The sequence below is a fragment of the Streptomyces lydicus genome (genome assembly GCF_001729485.1).
Lineage (GTDB): Bacteria > Actinomycetota > Actinomycetes > Streptomycetales > Streptomycetaceae > Streptomyces > Streptomyces lydicus_D.
On record NZ_CP017157.1, the window covers coordinates 278262 to 299160 of the forward strand.

Annotated in this window: 16 protein-coding genes and 4 tRNA genes; 11 read left to right on the top strand and 9 right to left on the bottom strand. The window is 71.3% G+C overall.

Translation table 11 applies throughout. The annotated features are described in order from the left end of the window. The 6 genes from purS to purM all read left to right on the top strand — a co-directional run bounded on the left by purS (nucleotide 1) and on the right by purM (nucleotide 7184). Entirely contained in the window at nucleotides 1-246 is a 246-nt protein-coding gene (gene purS / locus SL103_RS01235; protein ID WP_042151546.1) for a phosphoribosylformylglycinamidine synthase subunit PurS, read from the top strand. Next, entirely contained in the window at nucleotides 243-923 is a 681-nt protein-coding gene (purQ, locus tag SL103_RS01240; protein ID WP_069566927.1) for a phosphoribosylformylglycinamidine synthase subunit PurQ, read from the top strand. The genes purS and purQ overlap by 4 nt, the downstream gene beginning before the upstream one ends. Beyond that, a complete protein-coding gene (gene purL / locus SL103_RS01245; protein WP_069566928.1) occupies nucleotides 920-3169 on the top strand; it encodes a phosphoribosylformylglycinamidine synthase subunit PurL in 2250 nt (749 codons plus the stop codon). The genes purQ and purL overlap by 4 nt, the downstream gene beginning before the upstream one ends. A 100-nt stretch (nucleotides 3170-3269) precedes the next feature. Beyond that, nucleotides 3270-4067 (top strand): maleylpyruvate isomerase family mycothiol-dependent enzyme, encoded by a 798-nt coding sequence (locus SL103_RS01250; RefSeq protein ID WP_069566929.1) that lies wholly within the window; start codon nucleotides 3270-3272, stop codon nucleotides 4065-4067. A gap of 452 nt (nucleotides 4068-4519) precedes the next feature. Further along, a complete protein-coding gene (purF, locus tag SL103_RS01255; RefSeq protein WP_069566930.1) occupies nucleotides 4520-6079 on the top strand; it encodes an amidophosphoribosyltransferase in 1560 nt (519 codons plus the stop codon). A 34-nt stretch (nucleotides 6080-6113) separates the two neighbouring features. After that, the gene (gene purM, locus SL103_RS01260; protein WP_069566931.1) at nucleotides 6114-7184 is read left to right on the top strand and encodes a phosphoribosylformylglycinamidine cyclo-ligase; all 1071 of its coding nucleotides are present in this window, start codon (nucleotides 6114-6116) and stop codon (nucleotides 7182-7184) included. Nucleotides 7185-7421: 237 nt separating this feature from the next. Here purM and SL103_RS01265 read toward each other — a convergent pair whose 3' ends face one another. Both SL103_RS01265 and SL103_RS01270 read right to left on the bottom strand, forming a co-directional pair. Beyond that, nucleotides 7422-7670 (bottom strand): DUF3073 domain-containing protein, encoded by a 249-nt coding sequence (locus SL103_RS01265; RefSeq protein WP_069566932.1) that lies wholly within the window; start codon nucleotides 7668-7670, stop codon nucleotides 7422-7424. Between the two features lie 331 nt (nucleotides 7671-8001). After that, nucleotides 8002-9120, bottom strand: coding sequence for a Leu/Phe/Val dehydrogenase (locus tag SL103_RS01270; protein ID WP_099055370.1), 1119 nt, complete (start codon nucleotides 9118-9120; stop codon nucleotides 8002-8004). Nucleotides 9121-9324: 204 nt separating this feature from the next. On the opposite strand from SL103_RS01270, the gene SL103_RS01275 reads away from it, so the two are divergent. Together SL103_RS01275 and bldC are read left to right on the top strand one after the other, a co-directional pair. After that, entirely contained in the window at nucleotides 9325-10161 is an 837-nt protein-coding gene (locus tag SL103_RS01275) for a hypothetical protein (RefSeq protein WP_069566934.1), read from the top strand. A gap of 513 nt (nucleotides 10162-10674) precedes the next feature. After that, complete coding sequence (gene bldC, locus SL103_RS01280; protein WP_003949541.1) at nucleotides 10675-10881, top strand: developmental transcriptional regulator BldC; 207 nt, start codon at nucleotides 10675-10677, stop codon at nucleotides 10879-10881. Between the two features lie 532 nt (nucleotides 10882-11413). On the opposite strand, the gene SL103_RS01285 is transcribed toward bldC, so the two are convergent. From SL103_RS01285 to hrpA, 3 genes are all read right to left on the bottom strand, one after another. Beyond that, nucleotides 11414-11647, bottom strand: coding sequence for a DUF6274 family protein (locus SL103_RS01285; protein WP_069566935.1), 234 nt, complete (start codon nucleotides 11645-11647; stop codon nucleotides 11414-11416). A gap of 198 nt (nucleotides 11648-11845) precedes the next feature. After that, a tRNA-Asp gene (locus SL103_RS01290) sits at nucleotides 11846-11920 on the bottom strand. Between the two features lie 91 nt (nucleotides 11921-12011). Then, nucleotides 12012-16130: an ATP-dependent RNA helicase HrpA gene (hrpA, locus tag SL103_RS01295; RefSeq protein ID WP_079145503.1), complete on the bottom strand. Its 4119-nt coding sequence runs from the start codon at nucleotides 16128-16130 to the stop codon at nucleotides 12012-12014. Nucleotides 16131-16262: 132 nt separating this feature from the next. Here hrpA and SL103_RS01300 point away from each other — a divergent pair, with 132 nt between their 5' ends. Then, the gene (locus SL103_RS01300; RefSeq protein ID WP_069566936.1) at nucleotides 16263-17390 is read left to right on the top strand and encodes a hypothetical protein; all 1128 of its coding nucleotides are present in this window, start codon (nucleotides 16263-16265) and stop codon (nucleotides 17388-17390) included. 98 nt (nucleotides 17391-17488) lie between these two features. On the opposite strand, the gene SL103_RS01305 is transcribed toward SL103_RS01300, so the two are convergent. The 4 genes from SL103_RS01305 to SL103_RS01320 all read right to left on the bottom strand — a co-directional run bounded on the left by SL103_RS01305 (nucleotide 17489) and on the right by SL103_RS01320 (nucleotide 19518). After that, a tRNA-Phe gene (locus SL103_RS01305) sits at nucleotides 17489-17562 on the bottom strand. 4 nt (nucleotides 17563-17566) lie between these two features. Beyond that, nucleotides 17567-17641, bottom strand: a tRNA-Asp gene (locus tag SL103_RS01310). 48 nt (nucleotides 17642-17689) lie between these two features. Next, nucleotides 17690-17762 (bottom strand) — tRNA-Glu (locus SL103_RS01315). An 82-nt stretch (nucleotides 17763-17844) separates the two neighbouring features. Further along, nucleotides 17845-19518 (bottom strand): metallophosphoesterase family protein, encoded by a 1674-nt coding sequence (locus tag SL103_RS01320; protein WP_069566937.1) that lies wholly within the window; start codon nucleotides 19516-19518, stop codon nucleotides 17845-17847. 120 nt (nucleotides 19519-19638) lie between these two features. On the opposite strand from SL103_RS01320, the gene SL103_RS01325 reads away from it, so the two are divergent. Both SL103_RS01325 and SL103_RS01330 read left to right on the top strand, forming a co-directional pair. Further along, nucleotides 19639-19989 carry a metallopeptidase family protein gene (locus SL103_RS01325; protein WP_069566938.1) on the top strand — a complete coding sequence of 117 codons (351 nt, stop codon included), beginning with the start codon at nucleotides 19639-19641 and terminating at the stop codon, nucleotides 19987-19989. Nucleotides 19990-20186: 197 nt separating this feature from the next. Continuing rightward, complete coding sequence (locus SL103_RS01330; protein WP_244303816.1) at nucleotides 20187-20804, top strand: hypothetical protein; 618 nt, start codon at nucleotides 20187-20189, stop codon at nucleotides 20802-20804. Nucleotides 20805-20899: the final 95 nt, after the last annotated feature.

The window sequence follows — 20899 nt, forward strand, 5'->3', positions numbered from 1 at the left end:
GTGGCACGCGTCGTAGTCGACGTCATGCTCAAGCCGGAGATCCTCGACCCGCAGGGCCAGGCGGTGCAGCGCGCACTGCCACGCCTGGGCTTCGAGGGGATCGCCGACGTCCGTCAGGGCAAGCGTTTCGAACTCGAGGTGGAGGGTCCGGTCGACGAGGCCGCCCTCGCTCGCATCCACGAGATGGCCGAGACCTTCCTCGCCAACACCGTCATCGAAGACTTCACCGTGCGGGTCGACTCATGACCTCGCGGATCGGAGTCATCACCTTCCCCGGCACACTCGACGACCGCGACACCCAGCGCGCGGTGCGGGTGGCCGGCGCAGAGGCGGTGCCGCTGTGGCACCGCGACAAGGACCTCAAGCAGGTCGACGCCGTGGTGCTGCCCGGCGGTTTCTCCTACGGCGACTATCTGCGGGCCGGGGCCATCTCCCGGTTCTCGCCGGTGATGGAGACCGTGATCGAGCAGGCGAAGGCCGGTATGCCGGTCCTCGGCATCTGCAACGGCTTCCAGGTGCTCACCGAGAGCCACCTGCTGCCCGGCGCCATGCTGCGCAACAACCACCTGCACTTCATCTGCCGCGACCAGAAGCTGCGGGTGGAGAACGCGGACACCGCCTGGACCACGGATTACACGGCCGGCCAGGAGATCTCCGTACCGCTGAAGAACATCGACGGCCGGTACGTCGCCGACGAGCGCACGCTCGACATGCTGGAGGCCGAGGGCCGGGTCGCCTTCCGTTACCTGGACGGCAACCCCAACGGCTCGCTCCGCGACATCGCCGGCATCACCAATGAGGCGGGCAACGTCGTCGGCCTGATGCCGCACCCCGAGCACGCCGTCGAGCCGCTGATCGGTACGGGTCGTACCGACGGCCTCGGATTCTTCACCTCGATCCTGAAGAAGCTGGTCAACGCATGACTCTCGACACCGTCAAGCACGCAACCGAGACGCCCGACGTCGAGCAGCCCTGGGCCGAACTGGGCCTGAAGAAGGACGAGTACGCGCGCATCCGCGAGATCCTCGGCCGCCGGCCCACCGGCGCCGAACTCGCCATGTACTCCGTCATGTGGTCCGAGCACTGCTCCTACAAGAGCAGCAAGGTCCACCTCAAGCAGTTCGGCGAGAAGGCCCCCGAGAACGACGCGCTGCTCGTCGGCATCGGCGAGAACGCCGGTGTCGTCGACGTCGGCCAGGGTTACGCGGTCACCTTCAAGGTCGAGTCGCACAACCACCCCAGCTACATCGAGCCCTACCAGGGCGCGGCCACGGGTGTCGGCGGCATCGTCCGCGACATCCTCGCGATGGGCGCCCGCCCGGTCGCCGTCGTCGACCCGCTGCGGTTCGGCGCCGCCGACCACCCCGACACCAAGCGCGTGCTGCCGGGCGTGGTGGCCGGCATCGGCGGCTACGGCAACTGCCTGGGCCTGCCCAACATCGGCGGCGAGGTCGTCTTCGACGCCTGCTACCAGGGCAACCCGCTGGTCAACGCCGGCTGCATCGGCGTCATGAAGCACGAGGACATCCACCTCGCCAAGGCGTCCGGCGCCGGCAACAAGGTCATCCTCTACGGCGCCCGCACCGGCGGCGACGGCATCGGCGGCGTCTCGGTCCTGGCGTCCGAGACGTTCGACGACAGCAAGCCCACCAAGCGCCCCGCCGTCCAGGTCGGTGACCCCTTCCAGGAGAAGCTGCTCATCGAGTGCACCCTGGAGATCTTCAAGGAAGACCTGGTCGACGGCATTCAGGACCTCGGCGGTGCCGGACTGTCCTGCGCCACCAGCGAGCTGGCCTCGGCCGGTTCCGGCGGTATGCGCGTCGAGCTGGACACCGTGCCGCTGCGTGACTCCTCCCTCTCGCCCGAGGAAATCCTCATGAGCGAGTCGCAGGAGCGGATGTGCGCGATCGTCGAGCCCGGCAAGGTCGACCGCTTCCTGGAGATCTGCGAGAAGTGGGACGTCATCGCCACCGTCATCGGTGAGGTGACGGACGGCTCGCAGCTGGAGATCTTCTGGCACGGCGAGCAGATCGTCGACGTACCGCCGCGCACCGTCGCCCACGAGGGCCCGGTCTACCAGCGCCCGTACGCGCGCCCGGACTGGCAGGACGCCCTCCAGGCCGACGACGCGGGCAAGCTGCCCCGGCCGGCGACCGCGGACGAACTGCGGGCGCAGGTCCTGCGGCTGGTGGCCTCGCCCAACCAGGCGTCCAAGGCGTGGATCACCGACCAGTACGACCGGTTCGTGCAGGGCAACACCGTCCTCGCACAGCCGGAGGACGCCGGCATGGTCCGCATCGACGAGGACACCAACCTCGGCGTCGCGCTCGCCACGGACGGCAACGGCCGCTACGCCAAGCTCGACCCGTACACGGGCGCGCAGCTGGCGCTGGCCGAGGCGTACCGCAATGTCGCCGCCTCCGGTGCCAAGCCGCTGGCGGTCTCCGACTGCCTGAACTTCGGCTCGCCCGAGGACCCGGCGGTGATGTGGCAGTTCGCCGAGGCCACGCGCGGTCTCGCGGACGCCTGCCAGACCCTCGGCACGCCGGTCACCGGCGGCAACGTCTCGCTCTACAACCAGACCGGTGAGGTGGCCATCCACCCGACCCCCGTGGTCGCGGTGCTCGGTGTCATCGACGACGTCAACCGCCGCACGCCGATCGCGTTCTCCGAGGAGGGCCAGCTGCTCTACCTCCTCGGCGACACCCGCGAGGAGCTGGGCGGTTCGGCCTGGTCGCAGGTCGTCCACGACCACCTCGGCGGTCTGCCGCCGCAGGTCGACCTGGCTCGTGAGCAGCTGCTCGCGGAGGTCCTGATCTCCGCCTCGCGCGACGGCATGATCGACGCCGCGCACGACCTGTCCGACGGCGGTCTGATCCAGGCGCTGGTGGAGTCCTGCCTGCGCGGCGGGAAGGGCGCCCGCGTGGTCGTCCCCGACGGCCAGGACCCGTTCGTCCTGCTGTTCTCCGAGTCGGCGGGCCGCGCGGTCGTCGCCGTCCCGCGCAGCGAGGAGCTCCGCTTCACCGACATGTGCGGTGCGCGGGGGCTGCCGGCCACCCGCATCGGCGTGGTCGACGGTGCGGAGATCGACGTCCAGGGCCAGTTCAGCATTCCGCTGAGCGAGCTGCGGCAGGCGCACGAGAGCACCATCCCGGGCCTGATCGCCTGATCGCCCGGACGGAGCCGCGGTCCGCACGTACGGTGCGGGCCGCGGCTCCTGCCATGAATTCGGCGGCGCGCGGGGCCGCGGCCCCAGTAGCCTCGGCACCATGTCTTCCGCCCGCGGTACGTCCCGCACCCGCAGCTACGACCCCGCCAGGACCCGTGCCGCCGTCACCGCGCAGCTCGCCCATGTGCGCACGGCCGTGGGGGAGTTGACGGCCGAGCAGTACGCGCTGCCGACCCGGCTGGGGGACTGGACGGTGCGGGAGCTGGTGGCGCACCTGTCCATGGCCATGGGCAGCGTGGCGCGCAGCCTGGAGCTGCCGGCGCCGTCGCAGGCGGAGGCCACCCTGCAGGAGTACCCGTTCGCGTCCGAGCCGTTCGCCGCCGCGATCGACGAGCGCACCCGTGAACTGGCCGCCGGCGACGATCCGGCGGAGCTGCTGGCCCGCACCGCCGACGAGTTCGAGCGGCTCGTCTCCGGGCTGCCCGACGACCGCCTGCTGGCTGTACGGCCCGGTGCGATGCGACTCGGGGACTATCTGGTCACCCGTTGCCTCGAACTCGTCGTGCACGGCGACGACCTGGCGGCGGCGACCGGCACGAAGATCCCGTACGACCGCCAGGCCCTGGCCGCCACCACCCGGCTGCTGGCCGACGCGCTGGCGGCCAAGGCGCCCGGCGGGTCGGTCGAGGTGCGGGTGCCGCCGTTCGCCGTGGTGCAGTGCGTCGAGGGGCCCCGGCACACCCGCGGCACCCCGCCGAACGTCGTCGAGACCGACCCGCTCACCTGGATCCGCCTGGCCACCGGCCGTACGACGTGGGACGTCGAGCTGGCCGCGGCGACCGTGCACGCCGGCGGCGAGCGGGCCGACCTCGGCGGCTACCTGCCACTGCTTCGCTGAGCCGGAGCGGGGCGGCCGCGGCGGCGTCGCGTATCTCACACCGGACGACCGGGGCCGACATCCGGCATAGGCCGCGTACGACGCGTAAGGGGCATTCCGGGCGGCTGTCGATAGGCCGCGAGGAGGCGGTGAAAGGCCAGCTCAGAGGGGTGGCGTGGAAGATCCCGCTGGGTCCGCCGTCACCTGCAGCTACGTCACTGATGCGCAGCGGCAGAGGGCGTCGGCGACGCGGGCGCGGGCGGCCCGGCGGTGCCGTCGGGGGCGTCGCGCGAGGCCGGGTGGCCGGTGACGTGCCAGGCGCGCCAAGGGGTGTGGGCTCCGCGAGGGGCGGGAATCGCGCTCGGGTGGCCGTGGCCACGTCAAGCAGGCCCCCGGCGTCATTCATGCACTCATCCAGATCCGCGGGCATCCCCGGTTCGGATGAATGCGCGACCTGCCCTAGACTCGGGGGCGTGCCACGTGGTGACGGACGACTCAACCACGACCTGCTCCCCGGCGAGAAGGGCCCCCAGGACGCTTGCGGCGTCTTCGGTGTCTGGGCTCCGGGTGAAGAGGTCGCCAAACTCACCTATTTCGGGCTGTACGCGCTGCAGCACCGTGGACAGGAGTCCGCGGGCATCGCAGTGAGCAACGGCTCCCAAATCCTCGTCTTCAAGGACATGGGCCTGGTTTCCCAGGTCTTCGACGAGACCTCCCTCGGCTCCCTCCAGGGCCACATCGCCGTGGGCCATGCCCGCTACTCCACCACCGGTGCCTCGGTGTGGGAGAACGCGCAGCCGACGTTCCGTGCCACCGCGCACGGCTCGATCGCGCTCGGCCACAACGGCAACCTCGTCAACACCGCCGAGCTGGCCGAGATGGTCGCCGCGCTGCCCCGCGAGGGCGGCCGGGCGACCCAGGTCGCGGCGACCAACGACACCGACCTGGTGACGGCCCTGCTGGCCGGCCAGGTCGACGAGGACGGCAAGCCGCTGACCGTCGAGGAGGCCGCGCCGCGCGTCCTGCCGAAGGTCAAGGGCGCCTTCTCGCTCTGCTTCATGGACGAGCACACGCTCTACGCCGCCCGCGACCCGCAGGGCATCCGCCCGCTGGTCCTCGGCCGGCTGGAGCGCGGCTGGGTGGTCGCCTCCGAGACCGCCGCCCTCGACATCTGCGGTGCCAGCTTCATCCGGGAGATCGAGCCCGGTGAGATGGTCGCCATCGACGAGGACGGGCTGCGCAGCAGCCGCTTCGCCGAGGCCCGCCCCAAGGGCTGCGTCTTCGAGTACGTCTACCTCGCCCGCCCGGACACCGACATCGCCGGCCGCAACGTCTACCTCTCCCGCGTGGAGATGGGCCGCAAGCTGGCCGCCGAGGCGCCCGCGGACGCGGACCTGGTGATAGCGACGCCGGAGTCCGGTACCCCGGCGGCCGTCGGGTACGCCGAGGCCAGTGGCATCCCCTACGGCTCGGGCCTGGTCAAGAACTCCTACGTCGGCCGGACCTTCATCCAGCCCTCGCAGACCATCCGCCAGCTCGGCATCCGCCTCAAGCTCAACCCGCTCAAGGAAGTCATCCGCGGCAAGCGCCTGGTGGTCGTCGACGACTCGATCGTCCGCGGCAACACCCAGCGCGCGCTGGTCCGGATGCTGCGCGAGGCCGGTGCCGCCGAGGTCCACATCCGGATCTCGTCGCCGCCGATCAAGTGGCCGTGCTTCTTCGGCATCGACTTCGCCACCCGTGCGGAGCTGATCGCCAACGGGCTGAGCGTGGACGAGATCGGCAAGTCGCTGGGCGCCGATTCGCTCGCGTACATCTCCATCGACGGCATGATCGAGGCGACCACGATCGCCAAGCCGAACCTCTGCCGTGCCTGCTTCGACGGCGAGTACCCGATGGAGCTGCCCGACCCGGAGCTGCTGGGCAAGCACCTCCTGGAGGCGGAGGCCGCGGCCCCGACGACGTCCGACGTGGACGGCGTCCAGACGCTCACGGCCGGGGTCGGCGGCGCCGACGCGCTGCGTCGCCCGTAGAGCTCGTACACACACGACACGAAAGTTCTCTGCCATGTCCACTGCAGACACTGGTGCCAGCTACGCGAGCGCGGGCGTCGACATCGAGGCCGGCGACCGCGCCGTGGACCTGATGAAGGAGTGGGTGAAGAAGGCCACCCGCCCCGAGGTCGTCGGCGGCCTCGGCGGCTTCGCCGGCCTCTTCGACGCCTCCGCCCTCAAGCGCTACGAGCGGCCGCTGCTGGCCTCGGCCACCGACGGCGTCGGCACGAAGGTCGACATCGCCCGCAAGATGGGCGTCTACGACAGCATCGGCCACGACCTCGTCGGCATGGTCGTCGACGACCTGGTCGTCTGCGGCGCCGAGCCGCTGTTCATGACCGACTACATCTGCGTCGGCAAGGTCTACCCGGAGCGGGTCGCCGCGATCGTCAAGGGCATCGCCGAGGGCTGTGTGCTGGCCGGCTGCGCGCTGGTCGGCGGCGAGACCGCGGAACACCCCGGGCTGCTGGGCGCGGACGAGTTCGATGTCGCCGGCGCCGGCACGGGCGTCGTCGAGGCGGACCGGGTGCTGGGCGCGGAACGTATCCGAACGGGCGACGCGGTGATCGCGATGGCGTCCTCCGGACTTCACTCGAACGGGTACTCACTCGTCCGCCACGTGCTCTTCGACCGCGCCGGCATGGCCCTGGACCAGGAGGTTCCGGAGTTCGGCCGCACGCTCGGCGAGGAGCTCCTGGAGCCCACCAAGATCTACTCGCTGGACTGCCTGGCGCTGACCCGCACGACCGAGGTGCACGCGTTCTCGCACATCACCGGCGGCGGTCTGGCCAACAACCTCGCCCGGGTCGTCCCGGACGGCCTGCACGCCACGGTCGACCGCTCCACCTGGACGCCCGGCCCGGTCTTCGACCTGGTCGGCACGGCCGGCTCGGTCGAGCGCCTGGAGTTGGAGAAGACCCTGAACATGGGTGTCGGCATGGTCGCCGTCGTCCCGCAGCAGTCGGTGGAGGCCGCCCTGACCACGCTGGCGGACCGCGGGGTGGACGCCTGGGTCAGCGGTGAGATCGTCGAGCGCGGCGCTCACGCAGAGGCTGTGACCCTGACCGGTGACTACGCGAGCTGAACGGACGATCCCCCATGGCCCCGCACGGGCCATGGGTGAGCGTGCCCCCGGCGTCGGCCGGGGGAGTACCCGCGGCCGCCCCGGCACCCGCCGGCGCGGCCGCCGTCCCGGTGATCACCGCCGCACCGCCGCATCACCGGACGGGCGCGGACTTCCGGGCAGCACAGAACCCGGTCCGGGCAAGAGCCAGGACCGGGTCCGTAATGCTGTTATGGGTGCCGTGAGCGCGCAGAACGGTCAGGCGCGACGACGCTGCTGGGACGAGTCGCCCTCGTCCTCGTCGTCATCGTCCTTGTTGTACAGCTCTGCGTACCGTGCGTACGGGTCGTCCTCGTCATCCTCGAACGGCTCCCCGTTCGGAGGCTGCTGGTTCGACTGCGTTGCACCCAGCTCGTCGGCCAGTCGTGAGAGATCCGTCCCACCGCTGCTGTACTTCAGCTGGCGGGCGACCTTTGTCTGCTTGGCCTTGGCCCGGCCGCGCCCCATGGGTCGACCCCCTCGATGACGGGGCCCGATGGCCCCAGAGTCTTGACACGCGTTCATGGATCAGAGCGGGCTCTCGACAGAGAGACCGGCCCGTAGGGCTTTAACGGTACCTGCTTCCGCGGCCATACGGTACGTCGCCCGCATCACCCGCCGCTCGGCACGACCGGCAAGGCGCCCCGTCCCCGCTGGTCAACTGCGATTTTAACCTGTCCTGTACGGCGACCCGCCGACGGGTGGTGAGGGATGTCTCCCCCCGCCGCCCGTGGCGGGTCGCGCAAGGCTGTGTTTCCGGCCGACAAGGCCGAATGGCTGCGCCGGTGGCGGGGTTCGGTCAGGCGTGCCGCGCCTCCGCCATGCGCGCTTCGGCCAGGCGGTCGGCGGCCGCGGCCGGCGGAATGCCGTCGGCCTTCGCACGAGCGAATATCGCCAGCGTGGTGTCGAAGATCTTCGCCGCCTTGGTCTTGCAGCGGTCGAAGTCGAAACCGTGCAGCTCGTCGGCGACCTGGATCACGCCGCCGGCGTTCACGACGTAGTCGGGCGCGTAGAGGATGCCGCGGTCGGACAGGTCCTTCTCGACGCCGGGGTGCGCGAGCTGGTTGTTGGCCGCGCCGCACACCACCTTCGCGGTCAGCACCGGCACCGAGTCGTCGCTCAGCGCACCGCCCAGCGCACACGGCGCGTAGACGTCCAGGCCCTCGGTGCGGATCAGCGCCTCGGTGTCCGCGACCACGGTGACCTGCGGGTGGTCGGCGACGACCCGGGCCACCGACTCGGTGCGGACGTCGGTGATCACGACCTCGGCGCCGTCCTTGAGGAGGTGCTCGACGAGGAGGTGCCCCACCTTGCCCACGCCCGCGACGCCCACCTTGCGGCCGCGCAGCGTCGGATCGCCCCAGGCGTGCTGGGCCGAGGCGCGCATGCCCTGGAAGACACCGAAGGCGGTCAGCACCGAGGAGTCGCCGGCGCCGCCGTTCGCGGGGGAGCGGCCGGTGGTCCACTTGTTCGTACGGGCGACGACGTCCATGTCGGCGACGTACGTGCCGACGTCGCAGGCGGTGACGTAGCGGCCCCCGAGGGAGGCCACGAACCGGCCGTAGGCGAGCAGGAGTTCCTCGGTCTTGACCAGATCGGGGTCACCGATGATCACGGCCTTGCCGCCGCCGTGGTCCAGACCCGCGAGGGCGTTCTTGTAGGACATGCCGCGCGACAGGTTCAGCGCGTCCAGCACGGCCTCCTCCTCGGAGGCGTACGCGTGAAAGCGGGTGCCGCCCAGCGCGGGGCCCAGCGCGGTGCTGTGGACGGCGATCACCGCCTTGAGGCCACTGGCCCGGTCCTGGCAGAGAACGACCTGCTCATGGCCGCCCTGCTCGGACCGGAAGAGGGTGTGCAGAACGCCGCCGTCGGTGCCGGCGGGGGCCGGACGTACGTCAGTCACTGTGGTGACTCCCATAAGTCGCGAAGGACGCCCTCCTACGGGTGGGGAGGGCCGGTTGAAAAGAGCGTAAGACCTGCCGGGCCGGTTGATCCGTCAGGTGCCGAGGATCACCCTCTCCCGGGGGACGGACGTGGGACGATCTGGTCGTATCGCAGGCCGGCCGAGGCCCCGGAACGCGTCCGGGAGCTTCGGCAGGGACTTCCCTTTGGAGGAGCGGGCGTGGCCGTGGCGTCGTCGGTGAGGGTCCCGTACATGGCGTATCTACGGGTCTATGAGCCGCTGGCAGCGTTCCCCGAACCGGAACGCTCCCACTGGGCCCGCTACGCCAAACGGGACGACACCCCCACCGCCCAGGACGAGCAGCGCCGGGCGCTGGCCGATCTGCTGCCGACCCCGCCGGTGCCGGTGCCGGTGCACGAGAGCGCGGACGCCTTCGTCGCCGTGGTGAATGAGGTGACCTGCGTCTGCCCGTGGCGGACCCGGCTGCGCGGCTGGCAGGCCCTGGAGGGCCTGGAGGAGCTGCTGCCGGCGTCGGTGCTGGACGCCGCGCTGCCCCCGGTGGTGCGCCGGCAGGCGGCGACCGATTACGAGCGGTGGCGCGAGCGCAACCCGGACGCCCGGCCCTGGATCCGCGGCGCGGCCTGGCACGTCCCGGTCCGCTGGTTCGTGCTCTTCGACGACGACGAGCGCGAGTACACGAAGGGTGACCACGGGCCCCTGCTGCGTTACCGGACGCCGATGGTCCAGGCCAGGCGCCGGGTCGCGCGGGGACTGCGCACGCTGCGGGACGCCCTGGAAGAGGGGCCGCTGATCGACGGCCTGGTAGATGTGGGGCGCTGGCTCGAGGAATTCCATCCGCGCTCGCTCGTGGAGCTGGACTACGGAGGGCTGGTGCACGCGGTGCCCGAGGAGCAGCTCGCCGAGGACCGTTCCGCCGCCGAGGTGGCGGAGGGGCTGGCGGCGCTGCGCGAGGGGGACGGCGAGCGGGCCGGGGTCGCGTACGAGAAGCTTTCTCAGCGCTGGCGTGCGGTGCGCGAGCGGCAGTTCGCCAGCTGAGGGCCCTCAGTTGCCGGAGGTTCGTGGTGCGGTGGCACCCTGTTCGCCTCTTGGTGGTTGGGCGGTAAGGGACGTAGGTCCTTAACCGGGCGATTGCCCCAAGCGTGACCTAAAGCACTGACTTCGGGTCTTGCTAGCAAGGCACACCCTCGTGTCAAAATAGGACAAGGAGCCCGACCCGGGCTCCTTCCGTCCAACTAAGGGCGGATAGATCGGTATTGCGCTCCTTGAGGGGTCTCGTGGGGACTGGTCGCGTTGTGACTGATCGTCACGGTCGAGTGACTGTCCGCTATGGCACGGTCCATCGGCTTCCGCCGAGGTTGAACACCTGAGAGGGCAATTCCATCGGTTTGGCCGACGTGGCTGGACAGATGGTGTAGTTGTAGTGCCGAGGACAAGCCGTTCGTCCTATAACCGACTCGGCCCGCGTCCGCCATTTCGGGCAACGCGGGTCAAGGTGCAGAATTTAGAGGAAAGAACCGTGATGGTTCGGTTCTCCCGAGGAGGCCGCTCATGACCGCTCGCACCCCTGACGCCGAGCCGCTGCTGACCCCTGCCGAGGTTGCCACGATGTTCCGCGTGGACCCGAAGACGGTCACCCGTTGGGCCAAGGCAGGCAAGCTCACGTCCATCCGCACGCTCGGAGGACACCGGCGTTACCGCGAGGCTGAGGTCCGCGCACTGCTCGCGGGTATTCCGCAGCAGCGCAGCGAGGCCTGAACAACCGCATAACCAGGCTGTTTTCGGGGCCCCCAACCCGAGAACGCCCGCATTGCAGCACCAGCTGGACCTGCTTCACCCCCGCTGCACACAGCTTCATACGACGCGGTGCCTGCCCCAACAGGCCCCACACCCGCTCCACCCGGGTACGTCATCGATCGCGCTGGACTCCGCCGGGTCCAGCGCGATCTCTTTTTGTGTGCGGCCGCTCCCGGGCTCGTCAGGGCGGTCGGCTCGGGCTGACGCCGCCGGCGTCCCCGGCGGCTTCCAGGGTGCCGTGAGGGGCCCTGCAGGGGCCTTCCCGCGTGGACCCGACGGCCTCCTCCCGGAGTCTTTCGGGGGTGGTGCAATTGCACATATTAAATTGACTGGTTGTAGGGAGGGTGTAAGTTCCCCGTCCCGGGAAACCAGTTCGGTGACTCCCGTCACATGGCGCACCGCTTGAACCCGATACGTCCGCTGCGGTAGTGAACTTTCCCCGTTGACACCGCTCAGCCTCTCACCGCGCGGACCGCGGCGCAGGCGTCTTCGGTCACCCGGCGGCGGGACTTTCGTCCTCGGCCGCGGACGGCTCGCAGACGGCCGGAGCGGGCGCCGGGGCGGACGCGGGCGCCGGGGCGCCCGAGGGGGCCGTGTGCGGCTCCATGGCGAGCCGCAGCAGCTGATGGCAGACCGGGCAGTGCCGGGTCAGATGGCGGTAGCCCGTCGCGGCCGCCAGATGGGCTCGCAGCAGCGCCTTGGTCTCGTGCCGTACCGCAGTCGTCATCGCACGTCCCTCCCCGGCCCCCACGCCTTTCCATGTGAGTACCGGGGGTGCGGCCCGCAGTCAATACGGCCGGCAGCGCGCCGGTCACCGCCCGGAGTCGGCCGGAGGCCGGGAAGCGGCTGGTCCGGGCCGCTGTCCGGACGGCGGCCCACAACGCACTACGGCCCGCATCGACGAGCGATGCGGGCCGTAAAAAAGCGGTCCTGACGGGATTTGAACCCGCGGCCTCCACCTTGACAGGGTGGCGAGCACTCCAAACTGCTCCACAGGACCTTGCGTTTGCCTCCCGCTTGCGGCGGGCTGCGAAGCAAGACTGTACAGCAGGTCAGGGGGTGCGGTCGAACTCGATACCGGGGGCCGCCCCTCAGCGGGGGACCGCGGCGTCCACCGCCTTCACGATGCGCTTGTCGGAGACCGGGTACGCGGTGCCCAGCGCGTGCGCGAAGTAGCTCACCCGCAGCTCCTCGATCATCCAGCGGATCTCCAGCGCCGCGGCCGCCACCGGGCGCCCGGGCGGGAACTGCTCCAGCAGCCAGGCGAATTCGTCCTGCATCTCCTTCACCTTCGCCATACGGGTGCGGTCCCGCTCGGCGTTGGTGGGCAGCTGCTGGAGCCGGCGGTCGGCGGCGACCAGATAGCGCATCAGGTCCGGCAGCCGCTTGGCGCCGTGCGCCGTCACGAAGCCCGGCTTGATCAGCGCCGCCAGCTGCTCCTTGACGTCCGCGAGCGACGGCAGCAGCGAGGGGAAGGTGGTCTCCTTCAGCCGGCGCTCGCACGCCTGCCAGGCCGCCAGGACCTCCTGCGCCTGCTGGATGGTGCGCAGGGTGACGTCCACCAGGTCGGCCCGGACCGCGTCGAACAGCTTCCGGAAGGACTCCTCGTCCCACGCCGGGCCGCCCCGGGCCGCGATCAGCCGGTCGGCGGCCGCGGTGACGCAGTCCTCGAAGAGCGCCGCGATCGAGCCGTGCGGATTGCGGGACAGCGCGAGCTTCTGCTGGTTGCTCAGCTTGTCCTGGGCGAACTTGGCGGGGTTGGAGGGGATGTTGAGCAGGATGAGGCGACGGGTGCCCGCCCACATGGCGGTCAGCTGCTCGGCCTCGGTGTCGAAGAGCCGTACGGCGACGGTGCTGCCCTCGTCGACCAGCGCCGGGTACGCCTTCAGCGGCTGGCCCGCCCGCCGGGTCTCGAAGGTGCGCGGCAGCGTGCCGATCGTCCAGGACGTCAGCCCCGTCCGCTGCTCCGGGCCGGCCGGCGGCCGGTCGTCGTCGGAGCCTGCCCCGCCGCCCTTGCGGTCCCCGGCGGGCCGCCCGGCGGCCTCCTCGAACGCCTTGGAGATCGCCGCCCGGGTCTTCGGTTTGAGCTGGAGCCGCAGCGCCTCCAGGTCCTTGGCCTCCGCGAGCTTGCGGCGCCGCTCGTCGACCACCCGGAAGGTGATCTTGAGGTGGTCGGGAATCCTGCCCGGGTCGAAGTCCGCGGCGTCGACGGGGACGCCGACCATCCGCTGCAGCCCCGCGGCCAGCGACGCCGTCAACGAGCCCTGTAGGGGCACCGTCGAGTCCAGGAAGCGGGCCGCGAAGTTCGGCGCCGGGACGTAGTTCCGGCGGATCGGCTTGGGCAGCGAGCGGATCAGCTCCGTCACCAGCTGCTCGCGCAGGCCCGGGATCTGCCAGTCGAAGCCCTCGGAGGAGACCTGGTTGAGCACCTGGAGCGGGATGTGGACGGTCACGCCGTCCGCGTCCGCGCCCGGCTCGAACTGGTAGGTGACCTTGAACTTCAGCTTTCCCTGCCGCCAGGAATCCGGGTAGTCGTCCTTGGTGACGGCCTCCGCGGACTCGTTGATGAGCATGGAGTGCTCGAAGTTCAGCAGCTCCGCGTCCTCGTGGCGCTTCTTCTTCCACCAGGAGTCGAAGTGCGCCCCGGAGACCACCTCGGCGGGGATGCGCTGGTCGTAGAAGTCGAAGAGCGTCTCGTCGTCCACGAGGATGTCGCGGCGCCGGGCGCGGTGCTCCAACTCCTCGACCTCGCCGAGGAGTTTGCGGTTGTCATGGAAGAACTGGTGATGGGTGCGCCAGTCGCCCTCGACCAGGGCGTTGCGGATGAACAGGTCCCGGGAGGTCTCCGGATCGATCCGGCCGTAGTTGACCTTGCGCTGGGCGACGATCGGGACGCCGTAGAGCGTCACCCGCTCGTACGCCATCACCGCGGCCATCTTCTGTTCCCAGTGCGGCTCGCTGTACGTCCGCTTGACCAGGTGCTGGGCGAGCGGCTCGATCCACTCGGGCTCGATCTTGGCGTTCACCCGCGCCCACAGGCGGGAGGTCTCGACCAGCTCCGCCGACATCACCCAGCGCGGTGGCTTCTTGAAGAGCGCGGAGCCGGGGAAGACCGCGAACTTGGCGCTGCGGGCGCCGAGATACTCGTTCTTGCCGCCCGTTTCCTTCCCGCCCTCCAGCCCGGCGTTCTTCAGTCCGATGTGCGAAAGCAAACCAGAGAGCAGAGAGGTGTGTACGTGGTCCGGCGCCGCGTCCTCCTCGTTGAGGTGGATGCCCATGGACTTGGCGACCGTCCGCAGCTGGGAGTAGATGTCCTGCCACTCGCGTATGCGGAGGTAGTTGAGGAACTCGCTGCGGCACATCCGGCGGAAGGCCGACGAGGACAGCTCCTTCTGCTGCTCGCGGATGTACCGCCACAGGTTCAGGAACGCCAGGAAGTCGCTGGACTCGTCCCGGAAGCGGGCGTGCTGCTGATCGGCCTGCTGCTGCTTGTCGGAGGGCCGCTCGCGGGGGTCCTGGATGGACAGCGCCGCCGCGATCACCATGACCTCGCGGACGCAGCCGTTGCGGTCCGCCTCCAGCACCATCCGCGCCAATCGGGGGTCGACCGGCAGCTGGGAGAGCTTGCGGCCCATCGGGGTCAGCCGCTTGCGGGGGTCCTTCTGCTTGGTGTCCAGCGCGCCCAGCTCGCTGAGCAGATCGACGCCGTCCTTGATGTTGCGGCGGTCCGGCGGGTCGATGAACGGGAACTTCTCGATCTCGCCGAGGCCGGCCGCGGTCATCTGGAGGATGACCGAGGCGAGGTTCGTACGGAGGATCTCCGCGTCGGTGAACTCGGGGCGGGAGAGGAAGTCGTCCTCGGAGTAGAGCCGGATGCAGATGCCGTCGCTCGTACGGCCGCAGCGGCCCTTGCGCTGGTTGGCGCTGGCCTGCGAGACCGGCTCGATGGGCAGCCGCTGGACCTTGGTGCGGTAGCTGTAGCGCGAGATCCGGGCCATGCCCGGGTCGATGACGTACCGGATGCCGGGGACGGTCAGCGAGGTCTCGGCGACGTTCGTGGCGAGCACGATGCGCCGGCCCGTGTGGCGCTGGAAGACCCGGTGCTGCTCGGCGTGCGACAGGCGGGCGTACAGCGGGAGCACCTCGGTGCGCGGCAGCTGCTTCTTGTTGAGCGCGTCCGCGGTGTCCCGGATCTCCCGCTCGCCGGAGAGGAAGACCAGGATGTCGCCGGGGCCCTCGGCCTGGAGCTCGTCCACCGCGTCGCAGATCGCGGTGATCTGGTCGCGGTCCGCGTCCTGGCCGCCCTCCTCCAGCAGGGGCCGGTAGCGCACCTCGACCGGGTACGTACGCCCGGAGACCTCGACGATCGGCGCGCCGGGCTGCTCGTCGCCGTCGCCCGGCGCGGCGGCCGGGGCGGCCCCGACCGTGGCGAAGGAGCCGAAGTGCCGGGCGAACCGCTCCGGGTCGATGGTCGCGGAGGTGATCACGACCTTCAGGTCCGGGCGCCGGGGCAGCAGCTGCGCCAGATAGCCGAGGATGAAGTCGATGTTGAGGCTGCGCTCGTGCGCCTCGTCGATGATGAGCGTGTCGTACTGGCGCAGCTCGCGGTCCGTCTGGATCTCGGCGAGCAGGATGCCGTCCGTCATCAGCTTGACGAGGGTGTCGCCGCCGACCTGGTCGGTGAAGCGGACCTTCCAGCCGACCGCCTCGCCCAGCGGGGTCCTCAGCTCCTCGGCGACCCGCTCGGCGACCGTACGGGCGGCGATCCGGCGCGGCTGGGTGTGCCCGATCAGACCGCGCACGCCCCGGCCGAGCTCCAGGCAGATCTTCGGGATCTGCGTGGTCTTCCCGGAGCCGGTCTCACCGGCGACGATCACGACCTGGTGGTCGCGGATCGCGGCGAGGATGTCGTCCTTCTTCTGGCTGACCGGCAGCTCTTCCGGATACGTGATCTCCGGTACCGCGGCGCGCCGCTGCGCCACCCGCAGCTCCGCCTCGTCGAGGTGCTGCGCGATCTCGGCGAGCACCGCCGCCCGGGCCTCGGGCTTGCGGATCCGGCGGGCGCCGTCGAGCCGGCGGCCCAGCCGCTGCTGATCGCGCAGCATCAGCTCGGGCAGGCGCTCCAGCAGGGCGGGAAGGGTGGGAGCGGTGGCGCCGGACGCGGCGTGAGCAGTGCCGTCGGGCAGGGCGGAGGCAGGCTGACTGGACATACGTCCCCCAGGATCTCACCTCGGCCGAACGACTGGCGAACCATTTGCCGCGCGGCCGGCCCGCGGACACCGGGGCGCGGCGCCGGAGCACCTGCCCGGGTATGTCCGACATCTGTGTTTTAGCGTGGCCGTATGTTTGATCACCGCGGCGCCCCCGACCCGAGCGACGACCAGGGCCGGAACGGTGAACCGGACCGGAACGGCGGCTCCGCCCCGCACGGCGCCCACGGACGGCCCGGGACCGCCGCGGAGAAGTGGGCGGCCTTCAAGAAGTCACCGTTCTTCCCCGCCTGCGTGCTGGTCCTCATCCTCGCCGCGGCGGCCGGCCTGTTCGCCGGCTCGTACACCTACGCCATGGCCAACCCGACCCCGCGGCACATCCCGACCGCCGTGGTCGGCTCGCCCCGCGCCCCGCAGGAGAAGGCGTTCGTCCTCGGGATGGAGAAGGCGCTGAACGCGTCCCTCCGGCTGACCGGCTACGCCACGTACGACCGGGCCCGGCGGGCCGTCGACGAGCAGGAGGAGTTCGCGATCCTGCACGACCGCGGCAACCACGTGGAACTGGACGTCTCCGGCGCCTCGGGCGCGACGGTGGCCCAGCTGCTGGCCGAGGCCGGTGTGAAGGTCGGCAGGGCTACCGGTGTGGACGTCACCCTCCGGGACATCAATCCGCTGCAGAAGGGCGACCCGCGCGGGCTCGCGCTGTTCTACATCTCGCTGGCCGCCGTGATCATCGGCTTCGTCGGAGCCATCCAGCTCAGCGTGCACGCCCGCGCCCTCGACCCGGCCGAGCGGATCGCCTTCACGGTGGCCTACGCGCTGCTCGGTGGCTTCGCCATCGCGGCGGTGGTCGACTGGTGGCTGGGCGCGCTGCGGCTGCCGTTCCTGGAGTCCTGGCTGATCCTCGCGCTGACCATGTTCACCTCCGGCATGGTCTTCACCATGTTCAACACCCTGATGGGGCGCTGGGCGATGCTCCCCACCTGGGGGCTGATGGTGCTGCTGGGCAACCCTTCCTCGGGCGGCGCGGTCTCCTGGCCGCTGCTGCCGTCCGCGCTCGGCCACATCGGCCGCTGGCTGCCGCCGGGCGCCTCGGTCAACGCCCAGCACACCGCCGTCTACTTCGGCGGCCACCAGCACGCCTTCCCCTTCCTGGTGCTGGCCGGCTGGTCGGCGGTCTCCTGCGCCGTCTTCTGGGGCTGGCGCCACCGGCACCCCGGCGGCCGCGAGCTCGCGGCCGCCCCCGCGGCACCCGGCTGATCTTCCGGCAGCCGGAGGGGGAGCGGACGGACCGGAACCACGGAGCAACAACGAAAAAGGCCCCGATTCAGTGAATCGGGGCCTTCTCCCAATGGGTGTGGCTGGGGCCGGGGTCGAACCGGCGACCTATCGCTTTTCAGGCGATCGCTCGTACCAACTGAGCTACCCAGCCGCAGCGGTCCTGACGGGATTTGAACCCGCGGCCTCCACCTTGACAGGGTGGCGAGCACTCCAAACTGCTCCACAGGACCTTGCATTGCGCGAAAGCGGCCTGAGCCAGTCTCGCACACGGTGATGCGTGCCCCCAACGGGATTCGAACCCGTGCTACCGCCTTGAAAGGGCGGCGTCCTGGGCCACTAGACGATGAGGGCTGGTGGCCACCTTGGCGTCGTTACCGGCGCCGTCGGGGACGTGAGAAGCATATGGGATGGGAGGACCGTTCGCCAAAACGGTTTACCCGTGGCTGCCGGAAGGACTCCTGGCCGGCGGCGGGAGCACGCCGGACGAGGGGCCGGCGGACGGCGCGGACGGGTGACGCGGACGGGGCGGCGCCGGCGTGCCGCCGGGCTGGTTCTCGCGGGGGAGGTGGCGGCTGACCTCCGCGCGGGAGAGCCCCAGCCCGCCGAGGGTTATCTCGTCCCACGCCTGCAGCCGCTTGGTCCCGCGGTCCAGGTAGAGCACCGAAGCCTGAACCGGCGCGGGCTTCTTGTTCTGCACCGCGCGCAGCCCGCCGCCGCCGGTCGAGCCCTCGACCATCAGCCGGGTGCCCCGGGGCAGCGTGGTGTTCTCGCGGTGGTGGATGTGGCCGGCCAGGGCCAGCGGGACCAGGCCGTCGGTCTCCGTCGCGGCGGCCGGGTTGTGGGCCAGCGCGATGTCGACCGGGGTCCCGGCCAGCCGCTCGGTGCGCAGCACGTCGGCGAGGCGCCCGCCGGCGGTGCGCTCGGCGGGGTCGCCGGCCGCCACGACGGAGCGGTCCGGGGTGAACTGCGGGTCGCCGATGCCCGCGATGCGTACGCCGGCGATCCGGGTGACCTTGCCGTTGTCGAGGACGGTGACGTTCCTGCGGCCGGTCAGGTACTTCTGCGTGGTGCGCGAGTCGTGGTTGCCGCGCACCCAGACGTAGGGGGCGCCCAGGGCGGAGGCCGGGTCCAGGAAGTGGTTCTCGGCGGCCGAGCCGTGGTCCATGGTGTCGCCGGTGTCGATGATCACGTTGATCCGGTACTGCTTCACCAGCGAGGCGATGATCCGCCAGCTGCCGGGGTTGAGGTGGATGTCGGAGACGTGCAGGACGCGCAGGGTGGTGGGGTCGGGCTGGTAGGCGGGCAGCGTCGACGTGGCGTCGTAGAGCTTGGTGACGTTGGTGACCAGGCGCGCCAACTCCTTTTGGTAGACGTTGAATTCGCTGACGATGCTGCGGGCGTTGCCGACCACGGACGGGGCCGAGGAGAGCAGGCCGGAGAACTTCGGCTCCAGGACGGACTTCGGGTTCCAGGTGGCGTACGCGGCGGTGGCGGAGGCGCCCAGCAGGGTGAGTGCCAGGCCGCCGGCGGCCAGGGCGCGGCGCGGGCGGCGGTAGACGGCCAGGCCCAGCGCGGTGGCGCCGGACGCCACCGCGACGCAGGACTGCAGGGCCAGGCCCAGGGCGCCCCGGGTGACGTCACGGGTGACCTCGTCCTGCAGCCCGGCGAACCGCTCGGGGTGGGCGACCAGGGCCTGGGAGCGGACCGGGTCGAGCCGGTCGACGTCGACGTCGAGCCGTACGGGCGCGTCATGGCTGCGCAGTTCCAGGTCGCCGAGCGGCGAGACGTTGATCCTGGTGCCGCCGGTCAGTGAGGGGCGCAGCGCCATGCTGGTGTCCATCGGGCCGACGGGGGCGTGGAAGGTGCCGAGGAGCACCAGGCCCAGCCAGGCGCCGAGGACGGTGACGGCCGTCAGGCCGAGCGCCCGGGCCCAGGGATGCGGCGGCTGGACGAGGACGGCGGTGGGGGGCGTACGGCGGGCGCGACAGCCGCGGCGGACGGCCGCGGGCAGCGCGCGTACGCCGTCGAGGCGGGTACGGAGCAGCCGGCGCAGGGGGCTTCGCGGTATGTCGGGCCGTGGTGTCCGGGAGCGCTCGACGCGTGCCATTGGTCGCGTATGCCCGGGCGGGGCGGTCGTTACGCCGGGGGCGGCGGATCCGGTTGCGCTGCGGGGCGGCGGCCGGTCCGCGACCATCGGATCCGGGACCCGGTAGCGGAGAATGGTGGTGTGCTGGAAATGACGCGCGAGGAGTTCGAGGAACTGGTCGCCGAGGCGCTGGACCGGATCCCGCCGGAGCTGACCCGGCTGATGGACAACGTGGCGGTCTTCGTCGAGGACGAGCCCCCGGCCGCCGACCCCGAGCTGCTCGGGCTGTACGAGGGCACCCCGCTGACCGACCGCGGCGAGTGGTACGCGGGCGTGCTGCCGGACCGGATCACCGTCTACCGGGGGCCGACGCTGCGGATGTGCGCCACGCGCGAGGACGTGGTCGCGGAGACCGAGGTGACGGTCGTTCACGAGATCGCGCACCACTTCGGCATCGACGACGAGCGGCTGCACGCGCTGGGCTACGGGTAGCGCTCACCCCGCCGCCGGAGGGCGGGGAGGCGGGGTTTTCGCGCGGGGCCGCGGGCCCGGCGTACGCGATCGGCGCGGCGGGGCGCGTGTCCTCAAGCGGTGGACGGGAGTTGGGCAAGGCGTCCGTGCCGCCGTCCCTGCGCTCCGGATCCGGAGGTCCCGCCGTGCGCCCGCGCCCCTGTCGTCACTCGTCCCCGATGCCACCCCCTGCCCCGGTACCCGCCGCCCCGCCCCCGGGGCCGGTGCGCTCCCGGGTCCTGGCCGTCGCCGTCACCGTCTCCGCGCTGGCCGCGTCCCTGGCCGGCTGCATGAGCGTCAGCGACGCACCGCAGCCGAAGCGGCCCGGCAGCGCCGCACAGCACGACGGGAAGGACGCGGCGCCCGGCCCCGGCGGGGTGACCGTGGACGGCCGCGGCACCGGGCCGCACCGGCCGGGGCGCAACGGCGGGGCGCACCCGGCCGGCGGTGGCGGGAAGAAGGACGCGGCGTCCGCCGGGGCCTCGGCCACCCCGTCCGAGCCCGGTATGCCCGCCAGCCCGGTGCAGCCGTCCGGGCCGGAGCCCGGCGCGGGCGGCCCCGGCGGCGCGGACGGCCGGCCCGGCCCCGCGAAGCCCTCGCCGTCGCACCCCGACCGGCCGACCCCGCCGCCCCCCTCGCCCGTGCCCAGCACCCCGACCGCGCCGCCGACCCCGCCGCCCAGCACGCCCGCGCCGCCGCCGAGCGCCCATGCCTCCGGGCCGTCGTCGGTCTCGCCGATGGCGTCGCTGATGGAGCCGGGGGAGCCCGGGGATCCGGGTGAGGAGAGCGGGGCCTGAAGGGCGCGTAGCCTCGTCGGGGGAGGGGTGAGAGGGCGGTGGCCGGGACGTCATTTGCCATCCGGGGGGCCGAGTGCGTATGGTGGTAGATCGTT

Coding starts and splice junctions, on each gene's coding strand:
- purQ (WP_069566927.1), top strand. CDS start 243: ATGACCTCGCGGATCGGAGTCATCACCTTCCCCGGCACACTCGACGAC.
- purL (WP_069566928.1), top strand. CDS start 920: ATGACTCTCGACACCGTCAAGCACGCAACCGAGACGCCCGACGTCGAG.
- SL103_RS01250 (WP_069566929.1), top strand. CDS start 3,270: ATGTCTTCCGCCCGCGGTACGTCCCGCACCCGCAGCTACGACCCCGCC.
- purM (WP_069566931.1), top strand. CDS start 6,114: ATGTCCACTGCAGACACTGGTGCCAGCTACGCGAGCGCGGGCGTCGAC.
- SL103_RS01265 (WP_069566932.1), bottom strand. CDS start 7,670: ATGGGGCGCGGCCGGGCCAAGGCCAAGCAGACAAAGGTCGCCCGCCAG.
- SL103_RS01270 (WP_099055370.1), bottom strand. CDS start 9,120: ATGGGAGTCACCACAGTGACTGACGTACGTCCGGCCCCCGCCGGCACC.
- bldC (WP_003949541.1), top strand. CDS start 10,675: ATGACCGCTCGCACCCCTGACGCCGAGCCGCTGCTGACCCCTGCCGAG.
- SL103_RS01285 (WP_069566935.1), bottom strand. CDS start 11,647: ATGACGACTGCGGTACGGCACGAGACCAAGGCGCTGCTGCGAGCCCAT.
- hrpA (WP_079145503.1), bottom strand. CDS start 16,130: ATGTCCAGTCAGCCTGCCTCCGCCCTGCCCGACGGCACTGCTCACGCC.
- SL103_RS01300 (WP_069566936.1), top strand. CDS start 16,263: ATGTTTGATCACCGCGGCGCCCCCGACCCGAGCGACGACCAGGGCCGG.
- SL103_RS01320 (WP_069566937.1), bottom strand. CDS start 19,518: ATGGCACGCGTCGAGCGCTCCCGGACACCACGGCCCGACATACCGCGA.
- SL103_RS01330 (WP_244303816.1), top strand. CDS start 20,187: ATGCCACCCCCTGCCCCGGTACCCGCCGCCCCGCCCCCGGGGCCGGTG.